The organism is Bradyrhizobium sp. 179 (genome assembly GCF_023073535.1).
In the GTDB taxonomy this organism is placed as follows: domain Bacteria; phylum Pseudomonadota; class Alphaproteobacteria; order Rhizobiales; family Xanthobacteraceae; genus Bradyrhizobium.
The window spans coordinates 20,731-39,676 of sequence record NZ_JADPJR010000113.1; the positions used below are offsets into that span (position 1 = coordinate 20,731).

The 18,946-nt window shown below is 63.3% G+C and carries 15 protein-coding genes and 2 pseudogenes; 13 read left to right on the forward strand and 4 right to left on the reverse strand.

The annotated features are described in order from the left end of the window. Nucleotides 1-109: 109 nt before the first annotated feature. Nucleotides 110-658 (reverse strand): CreA family protein, encoded by a 549-nt coding sequence (locus IVB12_RS26715; RefSeq protein WP_247303542.1) that lies wholly within the window; start codon nt 656-658, stop codon nt 110-112. 208 nt (nt 659-866) lie between these two features. Here IVB12_RS26715 and IVB12_RS26720 point away from each other — a divergent pair, with 208 nt between their 5' ends. From IVB12_RS26720 to IVB12_RS26745, 6 genes are all read left to right on the forward strand, one after another. Further along, complete coding sequence (locus tag IVB12_RS26720) at nt 867-2,471, forward strand: L,D-transpeptidase (RefSeq protein WP_247303544.1); 1,605 nt, start codon at nt 867-869, stop codon at nt 2,469-2,471. A 164-nt stretch (nt 2,472-2,635) separates the two neighbouring features. Continuing rightward, nucleotides 2,636-3,202: a glutathione peroxidase gene (locus tag IVB12_RS26725; RefSeq protein WP_247303546.1), complete on the forward strand. Its 567-nt coding sequence runs from the start codon at nt 2,636-2,638 to the stop codon at nt 3,200-3,202. A 162-nt stretch (nt 3,203-3,364) separates the two neighbouring features. Then, a complete protein-coding gene (locus tag IVB12_RS26730) occupies nt 3,365-4,384 on the forward strand; it encodes a polysaccharide deacetylase family protein (protein ID WP_247303548.1) in 1,020 nt (339 codons plus the stop codon). Nucleotides 4,385-4,391: 7 nt separating this feature from the next. Next, on the forward strand, nt 4,392-4,943 hold the full coding sequence (locus IVB12_RS26735) for a dihydrofolate reductase (RefSeq protein WP_247303550.1): 552 nt from the start codon (nt 4,392-4,394) through the stop codon (nt 4,941-4,943). Nucleotides 4,944-5,333: 390 nt separating this feature from the next. Then, a complete protein-coding gene (locus IVB12_RS26740; RefSeq protein ID WP_247303552.1) occupies nt 5,334-5,879 on the forward strand; it encodes a hypothetical protein in 546 nt (181 codons plus the stop codon). A gap of 39 nt (nt 5,880-5,918) precedes the next feature. Beyond that, a complete protein-coding gene (locus IVB12_RS26745) occupies nt 5,919-6,173 on the forward strand; it encodes a hypothetical protein (RefSeq protein WP_247303554.1) in 255 nt (84 codons plus the stop codon). A 167-nt stretch (nt 6,174-6,340) separates the two neighbouring features. Here IVB12_RS26745 and IVB12_RS26750 read toward each other — a convergent pair whose 3' ends face one another. The 3 genes from IVB12_RS26750 to aspS all read right to left on the reverse strand — a co-directional run bounded on the left by IVB12_RS26750 (nt 6,341) and on the right by aspS (nt 11,310). Then, complete coding sequence (locus tag IVB12_RS26750; protein WP_247281570.1) at nt 6,341-6,793, reverse strand: DoxX family membrane protein; 453 nt, start codon at nt 6,791-6,793, stop codon at nt 6,341-6,343. A gap of 174 nt (nt 6,794-6,967) precedes the next feature. Then, entirely contained in the window at nt 6,968-9,277 is a 2,310-nt protein-coding gene (locus IVB12_RS26755) for an NADP-dependent malic enzyme (protein ID WP_247303556.1), read from the reverse strand. A gap of 260 nt (nt 9,278-9,537) precedes the next feature. Further along, nucleotides 9,538-11,310 (reverse strand): aspartate--tRNA ligase, encoded by a 1,773-nt coding sequence (gene aspS, locus IVB12_RS26760; protein ID WP_247303557.1) that lies wholly within the window; start codon nt 11,308-11,310, stop codon nt 9,538-9,540. Between the two features lie 196 nt (nt 11,311-11,506). Between aspS and IVB12_RS26765 the strand changes: the two genes are divergently transcribed. The 7 genes and pseudogenes from IVB12_RS26765 to rnd all read left to right on the forward strand — a co-directional run bounded on the left by IVB12_RS26765 (nt 11,507) and on the right by rnd (nt 18,755). Then, complete coding sequence (locus tag IVB12_RS26765; protein ID WP_247303567.1) at nt 11,507-12,979, forward strand: protein adenylyltransferase SelO; 1,473 nt, start codon at nt 11,507-11,509, stop codon at nt 12,977-12,979. Between the two features lie 199 nt (nt 12,980-13,178). Further along, nucleotides 13,179-13,625: pseudogene (locus IVB12_RS26770) on the forward strand (metallophosphoesterase); the annotation flags it as partial. A gap of 49 nt (nt 13,626-13,674) precedes the next feature. Further along, nucleotides 13,675-14,028, forward strand: coding sequence for a hypothetical protein (locus IVB12_RS26775; protein ID WP_247303570.1), 354 nt, complete (start codon nt 13,675-13,677; stop codon nt 14,026-14,028). Between the two features lies 1 nt (nt 14,029). Further along, nucleotides 14,030-14,979, forward strand: a pseudogene (locus IVB12_RS26780) (sugar ABC transporter permease). Next, a complete protein-coding gene (locus IVB12_RS26785) occupies nt 14,976-15,845 on the forward strand; it encodes a carbohydrate ABC transporter permease (RefSeq protein ID WP_247303559.1) in 870 nt (289 codons plus the stop codon). The pseudogene IVB12_RS26780 and the gene IVB12_RS26785 overlap by 4 nt, the downstream one beginning before the upstream one ends. A gap of 11 nt (nt 15,846-15,856) precedes the next feature. Then, nucleotides 15,857-17,191: an ABC transporter substrate-binding protein gene (locus tag IVB12_RS26790; protein WP_247303561.1), complete on the forward strand. Its 1,335-nt coding sequence runs from the start codon at nt 15,857-15,859 to the stop codon at nt 17,189-17,191. A 415-nt stretch (nt 17,192-17,606) separates the two neighbouring features. Beyond that, the gene (gene rnd / locus IVB12_RS26795) at nt 17,607-18,755 is read left to right on the forward strand and encodes a ribonuclease D (protein WP_247303563.1); all 1,149 of its coding nucleotides are present in this window, start codon (nt 17,607-17,609) and stop codon (nt 18,753-18,755) included. The last annotated feature ends 191 nt before the right edge of the window (nt 18,756-18,946 follow it).

The window sequence follows — 18,946 nt, forward strand, 5'->3', positions numbered from 1 at the left end:
GTTTCATCTTTCGTGAGAATTGTTTCGTCGTGTCCGGCACGACGAAACATTCGCCGGAAAATCCCAATCTTTTCAGGTGGGTCGCGCCATGGCCCAGACCTCGCAGTCGTCAGTGAGTGAAGAACTCACCGCACTTCTGGACGCTTGCGTCCGCTGGTCCCCACGGCATGATCGGCACGGTCGAGGTCGAGTTCTTCGGTGAACCCTCGATTAGTTTGTCCGAATAGACCATGTAGACCAGCACGTTGCGCTTGGCGTCACAGCCGCGCACGATCTGCATCTTCTTGAAGAATAGCGAGCGGCGCTGGCGGAACATGTCGTCGCCCTGCTCCATCTTGTTCTTGAACTTGATCGGGCCGACCTGGCGACAGGCCAGCGAGATGTCCGAGACCTCCTCGGCAAGGCCGAGCCAGCCCTTGAAGCCGCCCTTCTCCGGCACGGTGAAGTGACAGGCGACGCCCTCGACCTCGGGGTCGTCGAGGCCGTACGTCGCGAGCTTGTCGTTCGGGCTCATCCATTTGAATACGGTCGAGCGGCGGAAGATCAGATCCGGCTCGTCGGCAGCAAGGGCGGGCGCCGCGCAAACCGTCAGAGCCAGGAGGAATAAAGCGAGGCCCTTCAAACGGATGCCGAAAAGACCGTCGAAACGAGATGACATGAAGTTCTCCGGTAACAAGTCCCCGCAATGTAGGCATCAGGCGGCCGGTCAGGAAGACGAGCGGCCAGTTGGCACGGCCGCCGTTTACCGCTCTGTGAGGCTTTTTTGCTACGCGTTGAACAAAAGTAGCTGACGGCAGAACCACCTTAAGGGTGAACGCGTATCCCTTTTGCGAGACTAACGATTGATTTGGGTTGTGGATTCGAGGATGAACAGCGTGAACGGGTCCGGTTTTGCTGCCAAGCCAACGCGGATTTGGCGGATCGCCATTTTGACGGCGGCGGGTGCGATCGGGACGGCAAGCCAGGCTGACGCAGCGTTTTATTATTGGACGGATTATTCTGATGGGTCCTATTACGCCCGACAGGATCGGCTTCCCGAAATACCGCGCCAGAAGCCGCCGAAGCGCGGCACGGCGGGCAAGAAGGAGATCGTCGCTGAGAAGGAAGCCGGCACCAAGCCGCAAGGACCGCTCGTCATCGTCGTCTCGATCGACCGGCAGAAGGTGACGGTCTACGACAGCAAGGGCGTGTTCGCGGAATCTCCGGTATCGACGGGCATGAAGGGCCATTCGACGCCGATGGGTGTGTTCAGCGTCATCCAGAAGCACAAATTCCACCATTCCAACATCTACAGCGGCGCCCCGATGCCGTACATGCAGCGGATCACCTGGTCTGGCGTCGCCATGCATGCCGGCGTGCTGCCGGGCTATCCGGCCTCGCATGGCTGCATCCGCATGCCAATGGCGTTCGCGGTGAAGATGTGGAACTGGACCAGGATGGGCGTGCGTGTGATCGTCGCGCCCGGCCAGATGTCGCCGCAAAGCTTTTCGCATCCGCTGCTCGCCTCGGTGCGCGTAGCGCCGCAACCCGCCGCCAGCCTCGCGCCGCAGATCAACGCCAGCGACAAAGCCGATAAGGGCGCGGCGCAAACCAAAGTCAGCGAAGCCAGGCCGGCCGAGACGAAGACCGCGAGTGCAGACAGCGTGCTCGAGCTGCGCGCGTCCGTCGGCCACACCGTGATGTCGGATGTGACTACCGGCAATGCGCCCGCCCGCGAGGAAGCGGCTGCGCCGGCCGACAAGATCACGACCAAGACCGCCGAGGCATCTGACGCGGCCAAGCCGCAGTCCGAAGAAACCGCCAAGCCCGCGAACATGGACGCAAAGCCCATTGAGGCCGCAGAAGCGCCCAAGGCTTCGACAGTGAGCGACGACAAGCTCGGCGCTGCCAAGACCGAAGCTGCCGATTCCCGGAAGAAGCCTGATGCTCCGGCACTCGCCACCTCGGCGGACGCGGACAAGGACGAGACCCGCGTTGCCGATCCGGCACCTGCGGCGAAGCCGGATGCGCCGCGGCGGGCCGGCCAGATCGCCGTTTTTATCAGCCGCAAGGATTCCAAGCTCTACGTGCGACAGAACTTCGCGCCGTTGTTCGAGGTGCCCGTCGTGATCGCCCCGAGCGACCGGCCGCTCGGCACGCACGTCTTCACAGCCGAAGTCGATAAGACCGATTCCAACGCGCTGCATTGGTCGGTGGTGTCGCTGCCGATCTCCGTCCGCGCCGCTGCGCGCGATGACGACGGACGCGTGTCACGCCGCCAGCGTGGCGCTGCCGTGATCCCCGTTGCCGCAAGGCCGGTGGTCACGCCGGACAGCCCGACTGAGGCCCTCGACCGCATCTCAATTCCGGCCGACACCATGGCGAAGATCAACGAGATGCTGACATCAGGTGGCTCGATCATCGTCTCCGACCAGGGCATCAACCAGGGCGAGACCGGCGAAGGCACCGACTTCATCGTCCGCCTTTACTAGCGCTTTCATTAGCGAGAGCGTTTTGAGCGAAGTGGAGACCGCTTCGCGCAAAGCAAACGCGTCAAACGTCTAGTGCTTCGCCGCGACCGATAACACGGGTGTTGACGAGTGAGATTGCAGCGGCGGAGTAACATGCACCCCTGATCATTTCGGGGGACGGCGTCATGATGAACCGCAGGACCATGCTCGGCGCGCTTGCAGGCGCACTCGTGCCAATGACGCGCGCGTTTGCCGACGGCGGCATGAGCCGGATCTCGGCCTATGCCTTCTCCTTCCCCGCATTGTCCGGCGAGAACATCCGCCTTGCCGCGTACACCGGCAAGCCGCTGCTGGTGGTGAACACCGCTTCGCTCTGCGGCTATACCCCGCAATATGCAGGCCTTCAGGAGCTCTGGGACGAGTTTCGCGAGCGCGGGCTCACCGTGATCGGCGTGCCCTCCAACGATTTCGGTGGCCAGGAGCCCGGCGGCGCCAGCGAAATCTCCGAGACGGCCCACCACCAATACGGCGTTTCCTTCCCGATCACAGCCAAGTCCGTCGTGATCGGATCGAAAGCGCACCCCTTCTACAAATGGGCCGCCGACGCGCGGCCGCGAGAAGTTCCGAAGTGGAACTTCCACAAATATCTGACCGGCCGTGACGGCTATATCGCCGAGGTCTTTGCGTCCGCCGTCGCGCCGACCGATACGCGGGTCAAAATGGCCATTGCCAAGGCGCTGGCCGACACTTGATGCCAGTTGCGCCCCATCCCGTTGGGCACAATTGTGGCGGGGCATCAAACAGCCGTTGCAATGGCGAGGGCCCACCCTCTAGGCTAGGATCGTTTGGGGCGGGACGGTTTTGCCGCGGAAAAGGCGCGGCGGAACAACGGGATCAATCTCGAGGACAACACCATGCGTGTGGCGGCAGGACTGATTTTGGCAAACGCGATGTCTCTAGGCATGACCGGCGCGGCGTGGTCGCAGACCGCCGCAAAACCGGCGGCCACCACCCAAGCAGCACCGGCGATACCGGCCGCTTCCGCGCCGGCGGCTGCGCCGGCACCCGCTCCCGCAGTAGCTGCCGCGCCAGCGGGCTTCGTTAACCCGCCGCCACCGAAACAGGCGCCGCAGCCGCCGCGTGCAGCCTGCAGCACGCCGGGCGCGCTCGGTGTCGCCCGCACCGTCGAGATCGACACCACCGGCGGCCCCGGCTTCGGCTTCGAGCATTTCAAGGAGCTCGACTTCCTGCGCGACCACGAGGTGGTGCTGACCTTCGACGACGGCCCCTGGCCCAAGAACACGCCCGCCGTGCTGAAGGCACTCGCCGACGAGTGCACCACCGGCATCTTCTTCTCCATCGGCAAGCACGCGACCTACGAGCCGGAGATCCTGAAGCAGGTCTATGCGGCCGGCCATACCGTGGGCAGCCACACCTGGTCGCATGCCAACCTCAACAACAAGAAGCTCAACGAAGCGCAGCGCAAGGAAGAGATCGAGAAGGGCCTCTCCGCGGTGAAATGGGCGCTCGGCGGCATCTCGCCTTCGCCTTTCTTCCGCTTCCCTGCGCTCCAGCATCCGCCGGAGATGGTCACCTATCTCGGCAACCGCAACATCGGAATTTTCTCCTGCGACATCGATTCGTTCGACTTCAAAGCCTCCAAGCCTGAGAAGGTGGTCGAGACCGTGATGAAAAAGCTCGACACCAAGGGCAAGGGCATCATCCTGATGCACGACTTCCAGAAGCACACCGCCGAAGCTTTGCCCGAGCTGCTCAAGCGCCTGAAAGCCGGCGGCTACAAGGTTGTGGCGATGCGCGCAAAATTCCCGGCCTCGACGCTGCCCGAATATGACCAGGAGCTGCTCAAGGACGTCAAGCTGCCGACGGTGAGCCAGCGCCCGGTCAATTCCGTGGTGACGACCGTTTCCGAATAGACGGCAATTGTCTTTCCGGTTTGAAGGCTACGTCATCGTCTCCGCGGACGGCATGCTCGCCGACGCCGCGCATGTGATGCCGGACAGCCTGAAGTTCGAGGGCGACAAGCTGTTCTTCGAGCAGGCGCTCGATCGCGCGGCGCTGATCGTGCACGGCCGCAACTCGCACGAGCACCAGCCGAACTCGCCCAAGCGCAAGCGACTGATCCTGACCCGCAAGATCAGGGCACTAACCGCCGATCCTGAAATGCCGAACGCGACATTGTGGAATCCTGGTCACGCCAGCTTCGCGGAAGCTTGCGCCTTCGCCGACGTCGCTTCCGGCACGGTCGCGATCATCGGCGGCCCGATGGTGTTCGACATGTTCATGGACCGCTACGACACGTTCTGGCTGTCGGAAGCGCCGCATGTCCGACTGCCCGGCGGCGAAGGCTGTTTTAGCAGCGTGCCCCAGCGGACGCCGCACGAGGTGCTCGCCTCGCACGGAATGAAGCCCAGCGCGCCGTATCTGCTCGATGCGGCACATGATGTCACCGTCACGCCGTGGCGGCGGGGATAGCTCAAGATCAAGGTGCGCATCGCCGCTGTGAGCCAGGCCTGCCCTCAGGGAACAACAATCGCCGCGGCCCGTGCCCGTCATCGCGCCCGCTCCTGCGTCTCTGGCGATGGCTCAATGTGCCAAGAGTTTCAACAATCCGGAAATCGGCTTGCGCGGCAGATTCGCGTGCGCGAGTGTTGGAGTCTGAGAGAGCAGCGCCGAATGGCGACGGTGCGGCGGAGTTACGACGTTCCTCATCCCGAGCCTGTTTAATGCGGCGTGAACCGGCGAGGCCAAAGCTCCTTCCCACACGAGCGAAAAATTAGAACTTCTCTGTTATGCAGATCGCATATGGCGACTTCATTCCGCTCTCTGGCGATACCCCGGCCCTTCATTAAGGACAAAGAGATCATGAGTTCGATTTTTTCTCCCCTCTCCTGCCGGAAGTTTCTCGGCGCCATCGCGCTCCTGGTGTCGCTGACCTTTCTGTCAGTGATGTCGCCGTCATCGGCCTACGCGATCGATCTGCCGACCGACGACGAGCAGGACGTGCTGGTCCGCACGACGCTGATGACCTTCAACGATGCCAACATCACTGGCAACTACTCGGTCCTGCTTGCCAAGGGCTCGAGGCAGTTCCAGGAACAAATGACGGCCGAGAAACTGGGGGCCGCGTTCGAATCCTTCCGCAGCAAGAAGCTGTTCTTCGAGGGGATCGTCACCGACGACTACGAATCACAGCAGAAGGCCAAGCTCGATTCGGAAGGTGCGCTCGTCCTCGCCGGCGAGTTCAAGAACGACGAGGTCCGGGTCAAGTACAAGCTGCGTTTTGCCCAGAACGACAATGCCTGGAAGGTCATCGGCATCGACGTCGATGCCAAGAAACACCGACAAGAAACACTGACAAGAAACACTGACAAGAAACCCCTGACAAGAAGCCGAGACGGGAAATCCTAAGCGGCGATCCGGCGCGGCTGCCAAGAGGAGGCTGCTTCGATGTCGACGAGCGATACTCCATCGACGTCCAAATCCTTTTGGCGCCGTGGCCTCGCCGGCTTTCTCGACTTCCTGACGGTGTTCTTCGTCGGCGGCTACTCCATCGGGGCCGCCACTGGCGAAACGACGACGGACGGTTTCAGCCTGCACGGCGCATCCGCTCTTGTGCTGTTTGCCCTGATCACCCTGTACTTCTATCTTGGCTGGAAGGTGCTGGGTGGCACGCTCTGGCAGCGCATCCTTGGGGCGCGTTAGGACATAGTCTGGAAAAGTGCGAAGCGGTTTTCCGAAAAGATCATGCTTAAACGACAAGCTAAAGCGCGGTGATGATTCATCCCAATCTCATCACGCTTTTAGGGTGCGGGTTGGCGTCAGCATAATCCACCCTACAGCACCGCGCGGAGCGGCGGTCATACCCTGCCCTACACGTCCCCGTAGGCCGCTTCGGCCGGACGTGTGGTTCGGCCGTAGCCGATGATCATGCACAGTGCGCCGATGATCGACAGGTTCTTCAGCGCGTCGATCACCACCTTGGCGTTGTCGGGCGGCGCCTGGTTCCAGAAGTCATCGAACAGCACGGTCGCAACCGCGATGTAGATGATCAGCAGCATCGCGAAGAATCGCGCGCCAAAATTCAGCGCAATCATCAGCCCGGCGATGACCTCAAGTCCTCCGACCGCGATCGCCAAAAGTTGCGGCGTGGTCATGGCGGTCGCGGTCTCGACCTGCTTGGCGTAAGGCGCAATCATATCGGGCACCATGATCTTGGTGGCGATGAAGTCCGCCGTCGCCTGGATGGCGAACAGCTTGGACGCGCCCGTGTAGATGAACAGTACGGCGAACAGGATCCGCCCGAAAGTCACGAACGCTGGCATGATCGGCCTCTTGGCAAGAGCGCTAAGCACGGGATGCGCGAGGGATTATGAAGAGTCCGCTTGAGGTTTTCAAACAGGGAAATGGAGAACCGCGACGAATTCAAATAAGCCGCGCGACCGGTGCCCCTCCTCCCCTGTCGGAGAAGGATGTGCATCTTTCGCGCAGATCGACCCTTACGTAAACAACGTTGGCTGCTGCCTCGCCGCGCGCTCCTGCGCTTCCACCACCGCGACCGCGGTCATGTTGAGGATGCCACGTGCGGTCACCGACGGCGTGAGGATATGCGCCGGCCGTGCCGGGCCGATCAGGATCGGGCCGACCGGGAGCGCGTCCGCCAGCGACTTGATCATCTGGTAGGCGACGTTGGCGGTATCCAGGCTTGGCATGATCAGGATGTTAGCCTCGCCCTCGAGCTTGGAGTGCGGAAGTACCATTTTCCGCGCAGCCGCTGAAAGCGCGGTGTCGCCCTGCATCTCCCCATCGGCCTCGATCTCGGGATGCTTCTCCTTGAGAAGCTGGGTCGCCCGGCGCATCTTGCGCGAGGAATCGGTATCGTAACTGCCGAAATCCGAATGCGAGACGAAGGCGATCTTCGGCTTGATGTTGAAACGCTGTACGTGGACCGCCGCGAGCGAAGCGATCTCGGCAAGCTCTTCCGCGCTCGGATTTGGGCGCACCTGCGTATCCGCGATGAAAAATGCGCCCTTGCTGGTGATCAGCAGTGCCAGCGCGGCGTAGTCGCTGACGCCGGCTGAGAAGCCGATGATCTCGCGGACATGGCGCAGATGACTCATATAGCGACCTTCGACGCCGCAGAGCATGGCGTCGGCCTCCCCGCGCACCACCGCAAGTGCCGCGATCACCGTGTTGTTGGTGCGCACCACCGTGCGCGCCGCGTCGGGTGTCACACCGCGGCGGCCTGCGACCTCGACATAAGACTGCACATAGGAACGGTAGCGCGGATCGTCCTCGGGATTGATGAGGTCGAAATCCTTGCCGGCCTTGATCAACAGGCCGAACCGCTTGATGCGCGCCTCCACCACCGAGGGGCGGCCGACCAGGATCGGCCGCGCCAGCTTCTCCTCCAGCACCACCTGGGTGGCGCGCAGCACACGCTCGTCCTCGCCTTCGGCGTAGATCACGCGCACCGGCTGAGTCTTGGCCTTGGCGAACATCGGCTTCATGACGAGGCCGGAGCGGAAGGCGAAGCGCTCGAGCAGCGCGGTGTATTCATCGAAATTGGTGATGGGCCGCGTTGCGACGCCCGATTGCATCGCCGCCTTCGCCACCGCCGGCGCGATGCGCAAGATCAACCGCGGATCGAACGGGCTCGGGATCAGCGAGCCCGGGCCAAAACCCTGCGTCTCGCCGGTGTCAAAACCCTGCGCGACTGCATCCGACGGCGCCTCGCGCGCGAGCTGCGCAATCGCCTCGACGGCCGCGTGCTTCATCTCCTCGTTGATGGCGCTGGCACCGACGTCGAGCGCGCCACGGAAGATGAAGGGAAAGCACAGGACGTTGTTGACCTGGTTCGGATAATCGGAGCGGCCGGTGCAAATCATGGCGTCAGGGCGCACCTTGCGCGCCTCCTCCGGCATGATCTCCGGCACGGGATTGGCGAGCGCCATGATCAACGGCTTGTTGGCCATCGCCTCGGCCATCTCCGGCTTGAGCACGCCGGGCGCGGACAGGCCGATGAAGATGTCCGCGCCGCCGATGACGTCGGCAAGCGTTCGCTTGTCGGTCTTCTGCGCATAGACGGCCTTCCAGCGGTCCATCGAGGTGTTGCGGCCCTCGTGCACCAGGCCGTCGATGTCGCAGACCCAGATGTTCTTGCGCTGCGCGCCCATCGACACCAGGAGATTCAGCGTCGCGATTGCCGCGGCCCCTGCTCCCGAGGCCACGATCTTGACGTCGGACAGTTTCTTGCCGTTCAACCTGAGGCCGTTGGTGATGGCGGCAGCGACGATGATGGCGGTGCCGTGCTGGTCGTCGTGGAAGACCGGGATCTTCATGCGCTCCTTCAAGCGCGTTTCGATCTCGAAGCATTCCGGTCCGCGGATGTCTTCCAGATTGATGCCGCCGAAGGTTGGCTCGAGCGCCGCCACGGTCTCGACCACGCGGTCGATGGTATCGGCGGCGATCTCGATGTCGAACACGTCGATGCCGGCGAATTTCTTGAACAGGACCGCCTTGCCCTCCATCACCGGCTTGGAGGCCAGGGGGCCGATATTGCCGAGGCCGAGCACGGCGGTGCCGTTCGAGACCACGGCGACCAAATTGGCGCGGGTGGTGAGCGAGGCGGCCTCGGCGGGATTCTTGGCGATTTCGGTGCAGGCGGCGGCGACGCCCGGAGAATAGGCCAGCGCGAGATCGCGCTGGTTGGCAAGCGGCTTGCTCGCCTGGATCTCGAGCTTTCCGGGCCGCGGCAGACGGTGATAGGCGAGCGCCGCCTGGTGGAGATCATCAGAATAGGACGACATGCGGTGTCTCGCCTCGCGTTACCGGCCTCAAACCAAATTGTCCCGACCGGCCGCCTCGGGCGGTATTCCGGGTCGTGGAAACCGGATGAAGCACGGCCGGCGCCTCAGTGGCAACATCCGATTGCAACCTTACTCTTTCGCCCGACGAATCGCCGGCTACGCCGCCATCGGCGTTCTCTATGCAAGGCTCCAAGACAAGGCTCCAACACGCGGATGCCCGGGACAAGCCCGGGCACCCGAAGTTGTAGACGTCGATCGACTCACTTCTGCGGCAGGTTTACCCGGATGTGCAGCTCGCGCAGCTGCTTGGTGGTGGCCTCCGACGGCGCGCCCATCAGGAGGTCCATGGCCTGCTGGTTCATCGGGAACAGCGAGATCTCGCGCAAATTCGTGGTGCCACAGAGCAGCATCACGATGCGGTCGACGCCCGCGGCCATGCCGCCATGCGGGGGCGCGCCGTACTGGAAGGCCCGGTACATGCCGCCGAAGCGGTCGACGACTTCCTGCTCGCCGTAGCCGGCGATCTCGAACGCCTTCACCATTGCTTCCGGCACGTGGTTGCGGATGCCGCCCGAGGCGATCTCGTAGCCGTTGCAGGTGATGTCGTACTGGAACGCCTTGATGGTCAGCGGGTCCTGGTCCTTCAGCGCGTCGAGGCCGCCCTGCGGCATCGAGAACGGGTTGTGCGAGAAGTCGACCTTCTTGTCGTCCTCGTTGTACTCGTACATCGGGAAGTCGACGATCCAGGCGAGCTCGAACCGCTCCTTGTCCGTGAGGTTCAACTCCTCGCCAACCTTGTTGCGGGCAAGACCCGAAAACTTCCAGAACTTGTCGGGATCACCGGCGACGAAGAAGGCGGCATCGCCTTCCTTCACGCCGAGCTGCGCGCGGATCGCGGCGGTGCGTTCGGGACCGATGTTGTTCGCGAGAGGACCGGCGCCCTCGCCGCCCTCACGCCACATGATGTAGCCGAGGCCGGGCTGGCCTTCGCCTTGCGCCCAGGAATTCATGCGATCGCAAAACGCGCGGCTGCCGCCGCCCGGCGCCGGGATCGCCCAGACCTGGCTCTTGCGGTCCTCGAGCATGCGCGCAAAGACCTTGAAGCCGGAGCCGCGGAAATGTTCGGAGACGTCCTGCATCTCGATGGGGTTGCGCAGGTCCGGCTTGTCGCTGCCGTATTTGCGCAAGGCTTCGGCGAACGGAATCCTGCGCCAGCCCTTGGTCACCGGCTTGCCCTTGGCAAATTCCTCGAACACGCCGGTGATGACCGGCTCCATCGCAGCGAACACGTCGTCCTGCGTGACGAAGCTCATCTCGACGTCGAGCTGGTAGAACTCGCCGGGCAGACGGTCGGCACGCGGGTCCTCATCGCGGAAGCAGGGCGCAATCTGGAAGTAACGGTCGAAGCCGCTCATCATCAGCAGCTGCTTGTACTGCTGCGGCGCCTGCGGCAGCGCGTAGAATTTTCCCGGATGAATGCGCGAGGGCACCAGGAAGTCGCGCGCGCCTTCCGGCGAGGATGCGGTCAGGATCGGGGTGTTGAATTCGAAGAAGCCCTGCTCCTTCATGCGACGTCGCATGGAGTCAATGATCGACACGCGCGTCATGATGTTCTGGTGCAGCTTCTCGCGGCGCAGATCGAGGAAGCGGTACTTCAGGCGGATGTCTTCAGGATATTCCTGGTCGCCGAACACCGGCAGCGGCAAGTCGCCGGCCGGACCCAGCACCTCGATCTCGCTGACGTAAACTTCGATCTTGCCGGTCGGCAGATCGTCATTGTCGGTACCTTCGGGGCGCCGGCGGGCCTTGCCGTCCATCCGCACCACAAATTCCGAACGCAGCTTCTCGGCCAGCGAGAATGCCGGCGAGTCCGGGTCGACCACACACTGGGTCAGACCGTAATGGTCGCGCAGATCGATGAACAGCACGCCGCCATGGTCGCGAACGCGATGGACCCAGCCCGAGAGGCGAACCGTTTCGCCGATGTTGCTCTCGCGGAGCGCGCCGCATGTATGTGACCGGTAGCGATGCATGGTCGTCCCAAATTCAATGTCGGAGGAAGCGAATCGAACGGCCTGTAACTGCCGGTCCGAAGTTGCGGCAGGGTTTACCCGACGAGGCCCAAAGCGGCAACCAAGGGAACGGCCTGATTCGGACCAGATGCGCCCATTTTTGGCTTATCTGGGGTCCAACCTTTGCCATCAGGCGTTCCAGCCCTATCTTGAGGTCATGACGGTTCATTTCCCCTTCCAGAACTCCTATTCGGCGCTGCCGGACAGCTTCTTCGCCCGCGTCGCGCCGACCCCAGTGGCGGCGCCCCGGCTGATCAAGCTGAACCGGCCGCTGGCGGTCCAGCTCGGGCTCGACCCGGATATGCTGGAGACCCCGGAAGGCGCCGAAATCCTGGCCGGCAAGACGGTTCCCGTGGGCGCCGATCCCATCGCTATGGCCTATGCCGGCCACCAGTTCGGGCATTTCGTACCCCAACTCGGCGACGGCCGCGCCATCCTGCTCGGCGAGGTCATCGACAAAGACGGCATCCGCCGGGACATCCAGCTCAAGGGAAGCGGCCCAACCCCGTTCTCCCGCCGCGGCGACGGCCGTGCCGCGCTCGGGCCGGTCTTGCGCGAATACATCGTGAGCGAGGCGATGTTCACGCTCGGCATTCCGACCACGCGCTCGCTCGCCGCGGTCGTCACCGGCGAGCATGTGATCCGCGAGACCGCCCTGCCCGGCGCGGTGCTGACGCGCGTCGCCTCCAGCCACATCCGCGTCGGCACCTTCCAGTTCTTTGCCGTCCGCCGCGACACCGAGGCCATCCGCCGGCTCGCCGACCACGTCATCACCCGTCATTACCCGGATTTGCTTCGAGCGGAGCGGCCCTATCACGCGCTGCTCGCAGCCGTCGTTGCGCGGCAGGCTGAGCTCATCGCGCGCTGGCTCCTGGTCGGCTTCATCCATGGCGTGATGAACACCGACAACACGTCCATTTCCGGCGAGACCATCGACTACGGCCCCTGCGCCTTCATGGATGCCTACAATCCCGCGCAGGTGTTTTCCTCGATCGACGAGATGGGCCGCTACGCCTACGCCAACCAGCCGCGCATTGGCTTGTGGAATCTGACCCGGCTCGCCGAATGCCTGCTGCCGCTGTTCTCAGACGAGCAGGAAAAGGCGGTCGCCGAAGCTCAGGACATTCTCGGCGCCTTCGCCGAGACGTTCAGTGCGGCCTATCAGGCCGGCCTGCGCAGGAAGATCGGCCTGTTCACGGAGCGCGACGGCGACGAGGCGCTGATCCAGGACCTGCTCGATGCCATGGCGAAGAACCAGGCGGACTTCACCCTCACCTTCCGCAAGCTCGGCGATGCCGCAGGCGACGCAGGCGCAGACGTGCGCGCGCAGTTCATGGAGCCCGCGGCGTTTGACGAATGGGCCGGACGCTGGCGCGAGCGCATCGCGCTCGAGCCGCAGAGCGCGGCCGAGCGGCAAGCCACCATGCACGCCGTGAACCCGATGTTCATCCCGCGCAACCACCGCGTCGAAGCCGTGATCCAGGCCGCCGTCAACAATGACGATTACGCCCCGTTCGAGGAATTGGTGAAGGTGCTGGCCAGGCCCTACGAGGACCAGCCGGAGTATGCAGATTATGCCGATCCGCCGCTGCCAGACCAGCGGGTGCTGCAGACGTTCTGCGGGACGTGAAGCGGTTCGGCCGCGCACCACCATCTCTGATTGACGCATTGCATGGGTTGCGCCTTGCGCTGGTCGGCGCCTGACTCGCGGGCGTTGTGGACACGTCCCATTCGTGGAACCGCTGTCATCAAACTGAAACACACGCGCTCTAACGGGCTGCAGGGTTGTCTTGTCGGAGGCGCCCGTCCTCCAATCACAAAAGCGCGCCATGCCCTTCAAATTCATCCACCTCACCGACACGCACCTGGCGAACCCCGGCTTGAAGCTTTACGGCCTCGATCCGCGCGCGCGGCTGGATGCGGCGATTGCGGACATCAACGCCCATCAGTCCGACGCGGCGTTTGCGGTCGTGACCGGCGATCTCACCCATTGGGGCGAGCTTGAATCCTACGCCAATTTCGCCGAGGCGATGGCGGCGCTGAAGATTCCCTACATCGCGATGGTCGGCAATCATGACAAGCGCGTCATCTGCCTCGACGCGCTGAAGGCCGCGCCGCGCGATCCCAACGGCTTCGTGCAGGGCACACGCACCACCGAGCACGGCCTGTTCGTCTTCCTCGACACGCTGGACGAGACCAGCCATGCCGGCGAGATGTGCGCAAAGCGCCTCGGCTGGCTGGCGAACACGCTCGCGGCCGCGCCCGACGACCAGGAATTCGTCGTGTTCATGCACCATCCACCCTTTCCCGGTCGGCGTGCTCGCAATGGACGAGATCGCGCTGAAGCAGAGCGCCGAATTCGCCGAGGTGATAGCGCCTTACCGTTCGCGCATCCGCCACCTCTTCTTCGGACATGTGCACCGGCCGATCTTCGGCAGCTACGGCAAGACTCCCTTCTCCACGCTGCGCGGCACCAACCACCAGGTCTGGTTCGAGCTGAATGCCAACGCGCCGCATCTGGCGAGCCACGAGCCGCCGGCCTACGGCGTGGTGCTGATCGACGATGAGAACCTGGTCGTGCACAGCCACGACTTCCTCGACCAAAGCCCACGCTTCCCCTTCGCCGCGCCAGCGGGAATCGGCGACCGCGACTATGCGCTCAATTTCCCGGCGCGGTGACATGAGCCTCGCTGGACCCGCGGCTCTCCCGGTCGCGACCTCGGCAGCACCGCGCCTGCACGTCCTGACGCGTTTCACCGCCGGCTTCACGGCGTCGCTGCCGGCCTATCTGCTGCTGCTGCCCTCGCTGGTCTTCCTCGCGCTGTTCACGTATGGCGCGATGGGCCGCGTGTTTATCGATGCGCTCTATCAGCGCACGACGCCGAAAGCGCCCGTCCGCTTCGTCGGCATCGACAATATCAGCGCAGTGCTTGCCGACCCCGCCTTCACCGGCGCGGTCGTCAACAATCTCATTTATGCCCTCGGCACAGCGATCCCGAGCATCGGCCTCGCGCTGTTGTTCGCGCTCGCGCTGGCGCGCACCAGCGCGGTGACCAGCGCGCTGCGCGCCGCGCTGTTCCTGCCGGTGCTGATCCCGATGGTCGCGGCCTCCGCGCTGTTCCTGTTCATCTTCCTGCCCAATGTCGGCCTGCTCGATTACTACATCGGTCGGCTGCTTCCGGTGCTGCCGAACTGGCTCGGCGATCCCGACATCGCGCTATCCGCGATCATGGTGATCACGATCTGGAAGAACGCCGGCTATTACATGCTGTTCTTCCTCGCGGCTTGCAGGCGGTGCCGGAGGACGTCATGGAGGCCGCCCATCTCGACGGCGCCGGCCCGATCCAGCGCCTGCGCTACATCATCCTGCCCGAGCTCAAGCCCACCTTCCTGTTCGTCACCGTGATCGCGACGCTGAATGCGGTGACGCAAGTCGACCACGTCTTCGTCCTGACCCAGGGTGGCCCGTCCAACTCGACCAATCTCGTGCTGTTCTACATCTATCAGCAGGCCGTCGAGCATTATGACGTCGGCAAGGCATCGGCGGCGACGCTGCTGACGCTGGCGGCGTTGATGGGCCTCACCGCGCTTTCGTTCCGGACGCTGGCGAACCGCGAGAGCGGCCCATGAATTTGATCGACCGTCTGTTCAGGGATGCTCCGCTCGCCACCCGCCGCGAGATTACGCCAAAGCTCGGTTTCGTACTGACCGTGCTGCTCGCACTGGTCTGGCTGATCCCGTTCGTCTGGATGGGCGTGGCGACCTTGCGCCCGGCTTCCGATTGCATCAACCTGATGGCCGAACTGATGCCGAGCCTGAAGCCGACGCTCGACAACATCAGGGATGCCTGGGAGATCGGCGACTTCCCGCGCTACACCCTCAACACCACCATTATCTGCACCGGGATCCTGCTGGTGCAGTTCGTCACGATCACGCTGGCGGGCTTTGCTTTTGCGCGCCTCGCCTTCGCCGGCAAGACGCTGATCTTCTACCTGTTCCTGATGCAGCTGATGCTGGTGCCGGTGCTGCTGATCGTGCCCAATTTAAGCCTGATCGCGCAGCTCGGCCTCTACGACACGCTCACTGGCGTGATGATGCCTTTCTTTGCCTCCGCCTTCGGCACCTTCCTGATGCGGCAAGCGTTCGAGGCCATTCCAACCGAGCTGGAGGATGCCGCCCTGATCGACGGCGCCGGCCTATTCCAGCGCATCCGCCACATCTACGTGCCGCTGTCGCTGCCGAGCTTCTCGGCCTTCGCCATCATCTCTGTGACCAGCCACTGGAACGACTTCCTGTGGCCGCTGATGGTGATCAACTCGCCGGACAAGCGGCCGCTCACGGTCGGGCTCTCCGTCTTCACCAAGACGGCCGAGGGCACGCAGGCCTGGGGCACCATCGCCGCGGGAACGCTGATGGTGATCGCACCACTGCTCGTGACCTTCCTGATCTTCCAGAAGCGCTTCATCAGCTCTTTCGTCACCTCAGGCATCAAATAGGAGATTTTCCGATGCTGTTCTCCCGCAGGCTCATGCTCGGCCTTGCCATCGCAGGCACGATGGCCGGCGCCCTCGCTTTTCCAGCCATCGCCGGCGAAGGCCCGACCGAGATCGATTTGTTCTTCCCCGTCCCGGTCGACGGCAAGCTCGCCCGCGACATGGGGACCTTGATCAAGGAGTTCAACGAGACCCACCCCGAGGTCAAGGCGACCGCGGTCTACACCGGTTCCTACGATGACACGCTGATCAAGACGCGCGCCGCGATCAAGGCCGGCAAGCCGCCGTCAGCCGTGATCATGTCGGCCAACTTCCTGCTCGACATGCAGATCGAGAACGAGCTTACCAATCTCGATCCTCTGATCGCCGCTGACGGCACCACCAAGGAAAAGTTCTTGGGCCAGTTCTTCCCGGCGCTGCAAGGCAATGCGGTGATCAACCGCTCGGTCTACGGCGTGCCTTTCCACAACTCGACGCCGCTGCTCTACATCAATGCCGATCAGGCCAAGGAGGCCGGCCTCGATCCGAACAAGCCGCCGCAGACCTGGGCCGAGCTTACCGAATGGGCCAAGAAGCTCACCAAGCGCGAGGGTGACAAGGTCATGCGCTGGGGCATCGCGATCCCATGCGCCTATGATTATTGCGGCTGGATGATGGAAACGCTCACGATGTCCAACGGCGGGCGCTACTACAACGAGGAGTTCGGCGGCGAGGTCTATTACGACACGCCTTCGATGCTCCGTGCGCTCACCTGGTGGAACGACCTTATTTATAAGCACAAGGTGCATGCGCCCGGCGCGACGCCCGGTCCGGCCGTCAGCACCTCCTTCATCTCCGGCAATGCCGCGATGATGATGCTCTCGACGGGGTCGCTGACCTATGTCCGCGACAACGCCAAGTTCAGCTACAAGGTCGCCTTCATTCCTCGCAACGTCCGCAATGCCGTGCCGATCGGCGGCGCATCGCTGATCATTCCGGCAGGACTCGAAGCCGACAAGCAGAAGGCCGCCTGGACGCTGATCAAGTGGATGACTTCGCCCGAGAAGAGCGGTTGGTGGAGCCGCGCCACCGGCTGTTTCGCGCCCAATATGGCCGCCTACAAGACGCCCGAAATGGTGGACTTCCTGAACAAGAACCCGGACGCCAGGACCGCCGTCGAACAGCTCGACGTCGCAAAGCCGTGGTTTGCGACCTACAAGACCGTGCCGGTGCGCAAGAACCTCGAGGACGAGGTGATGCTAGTCCTCAACGGCAAGAAGCAGCCGAAGGACGCCCTCGCCGCCGCTCAGAGAGCCGCCGACGAGACGCTCAAGCCGTACAACGCTGAGACGTCGCTGAAACTGCCGTAAGGCCGGCAACTCATCGCACGAACAAACTTCGGCGCGCCGTCACGCGGGGCGCCGAATGCGTTTCGACGGGCCCCGCCCGTTAACCCCTCGTCCACCATCCGGCCCGCCCCGCGGCCGGTAACCACGAGAATTAACAGACCCTCAATTCGCCCCGGACAAGTTTAGCAATGCTTCTGAGGGGTTTTCACCGTGGACCTGTTGGTTTTCGAGTTCCTGGGACTGGCTCTGGTCGCCATGTGCGTGCTTGTGGTGGCACTGCCGTGTGCCCGGAAATCCTCGCAGCGGGTCCGCTACGAATAGGATTTTTGTCGGAAAAGGCGATTCCGGCCCAAATGCAAGGCTCGAATTCGCATCGAGCCCCTTGACATCACTGCACTTTCGGCAGAACGGCTGATGGTCTCGTCATGGGCCGTTCATGGATTTGATTACCACCACCGCTGACCTTGCGGCTGCCTGCAGCCGGCTGGCCAAGCACCCCGTCATCACTGTCGATACCGAGTTCCTGCGCGAAACCACCTATTACCCGCTGTTGTGCGTGGTGCAGATGGCGAGCGCCGAGGAAGCTGTCGTCATCGACGCTCTGGCCGAGGGCATCGACCTCAAGCCGTTCTTCGAGCTGATGGGCAACGAGGCCGTGCTGAAGGTCTTCCACGCCGCTCGCCAGGACATCGAAATCATCTGGCACCAGGCCGGCATCATTCCCCACCCGGTGTTCGACACCCAGGTCGCGGCCATGGTGCTCGGCTATGGCGACAGCATTGCGTACGACCAACTGGTCGAGAAGGTCACCGGGCACCGCCCGGACAAGACCCACCGCTTCACCGACTGGTCACGCCGGCCGCTCTCCAAGGAGCAGATGCACTACGCGGTCTCCGACGTCACCCACTTGCGCGACGTGTTCGCGGCGCTCGATGCCGACCTGAAGAAGCGCCGCCGCAGCGAATGGGTCTCCATCGAGATGGAGGTTTTGACCTCGCCCAGAACCTACGACTTCCACCCCGAGCGCGCCTGGGAGCGGCTGAAGACCCGGGTGCGCAAGCCGAAGGATCTCGCCGTGCTGATGGAGGTGGCGGCCTGGCGCGAGCAGGAGGCGCAGAGCCGCGACGTGCCGCGCGGCCGCGTGCTGCGCGATGAAGCGGTCAGCGACATCGCAACGCATGCGCCGACTACGCTTGAGAAGCTCGCCCATCTGCGCTCGGTGCCGAAGGGATTTGAGAAATCCAAATGGGGCGCGGACATCGTCGCCGCCGTCGAGCGCGGACTGGCGCGGGATTTCTCGACGCTGCCGAAGCTGGAGAAGCCGCGCAACAATTCCAATGGCGCGGCCATCGTCGAATTGTTGAAGGTGCTGCTGCGCATGACCGCGGAGCGCCATGCCGTCGCCAGCAAGGTGATTGCCACGGTCGACGATCTCGAAGAGATCGCAGCCAGTGACGAGGCCGACGTGCCGGCTTTGCGTGGCTGGCGCCGCGAGCTGTTCGGCGATGCCGCGCTGAAACTGAAGCGGGGCGAGCTGGCGCTCGCAATCGAAAAAGGCCGCGTGGTCTGGGTGCAGCGGGCGTAGGCCCGCGAAAGCCTGTGGCTGGCGCACTGCCAGCCACATCGTCTGTGCGAGCCAACGGGTCCGCGCAAAGCGCGACCCGTTCACAGGCTCCGCGAAGATTCCATGGGGGTGGATAGCGACCAAGTCTGAGGCCAGACTGAGGTTGCATCCATTCAACCTGGAGACGACGATGTTGCTCGATCATCCTATCG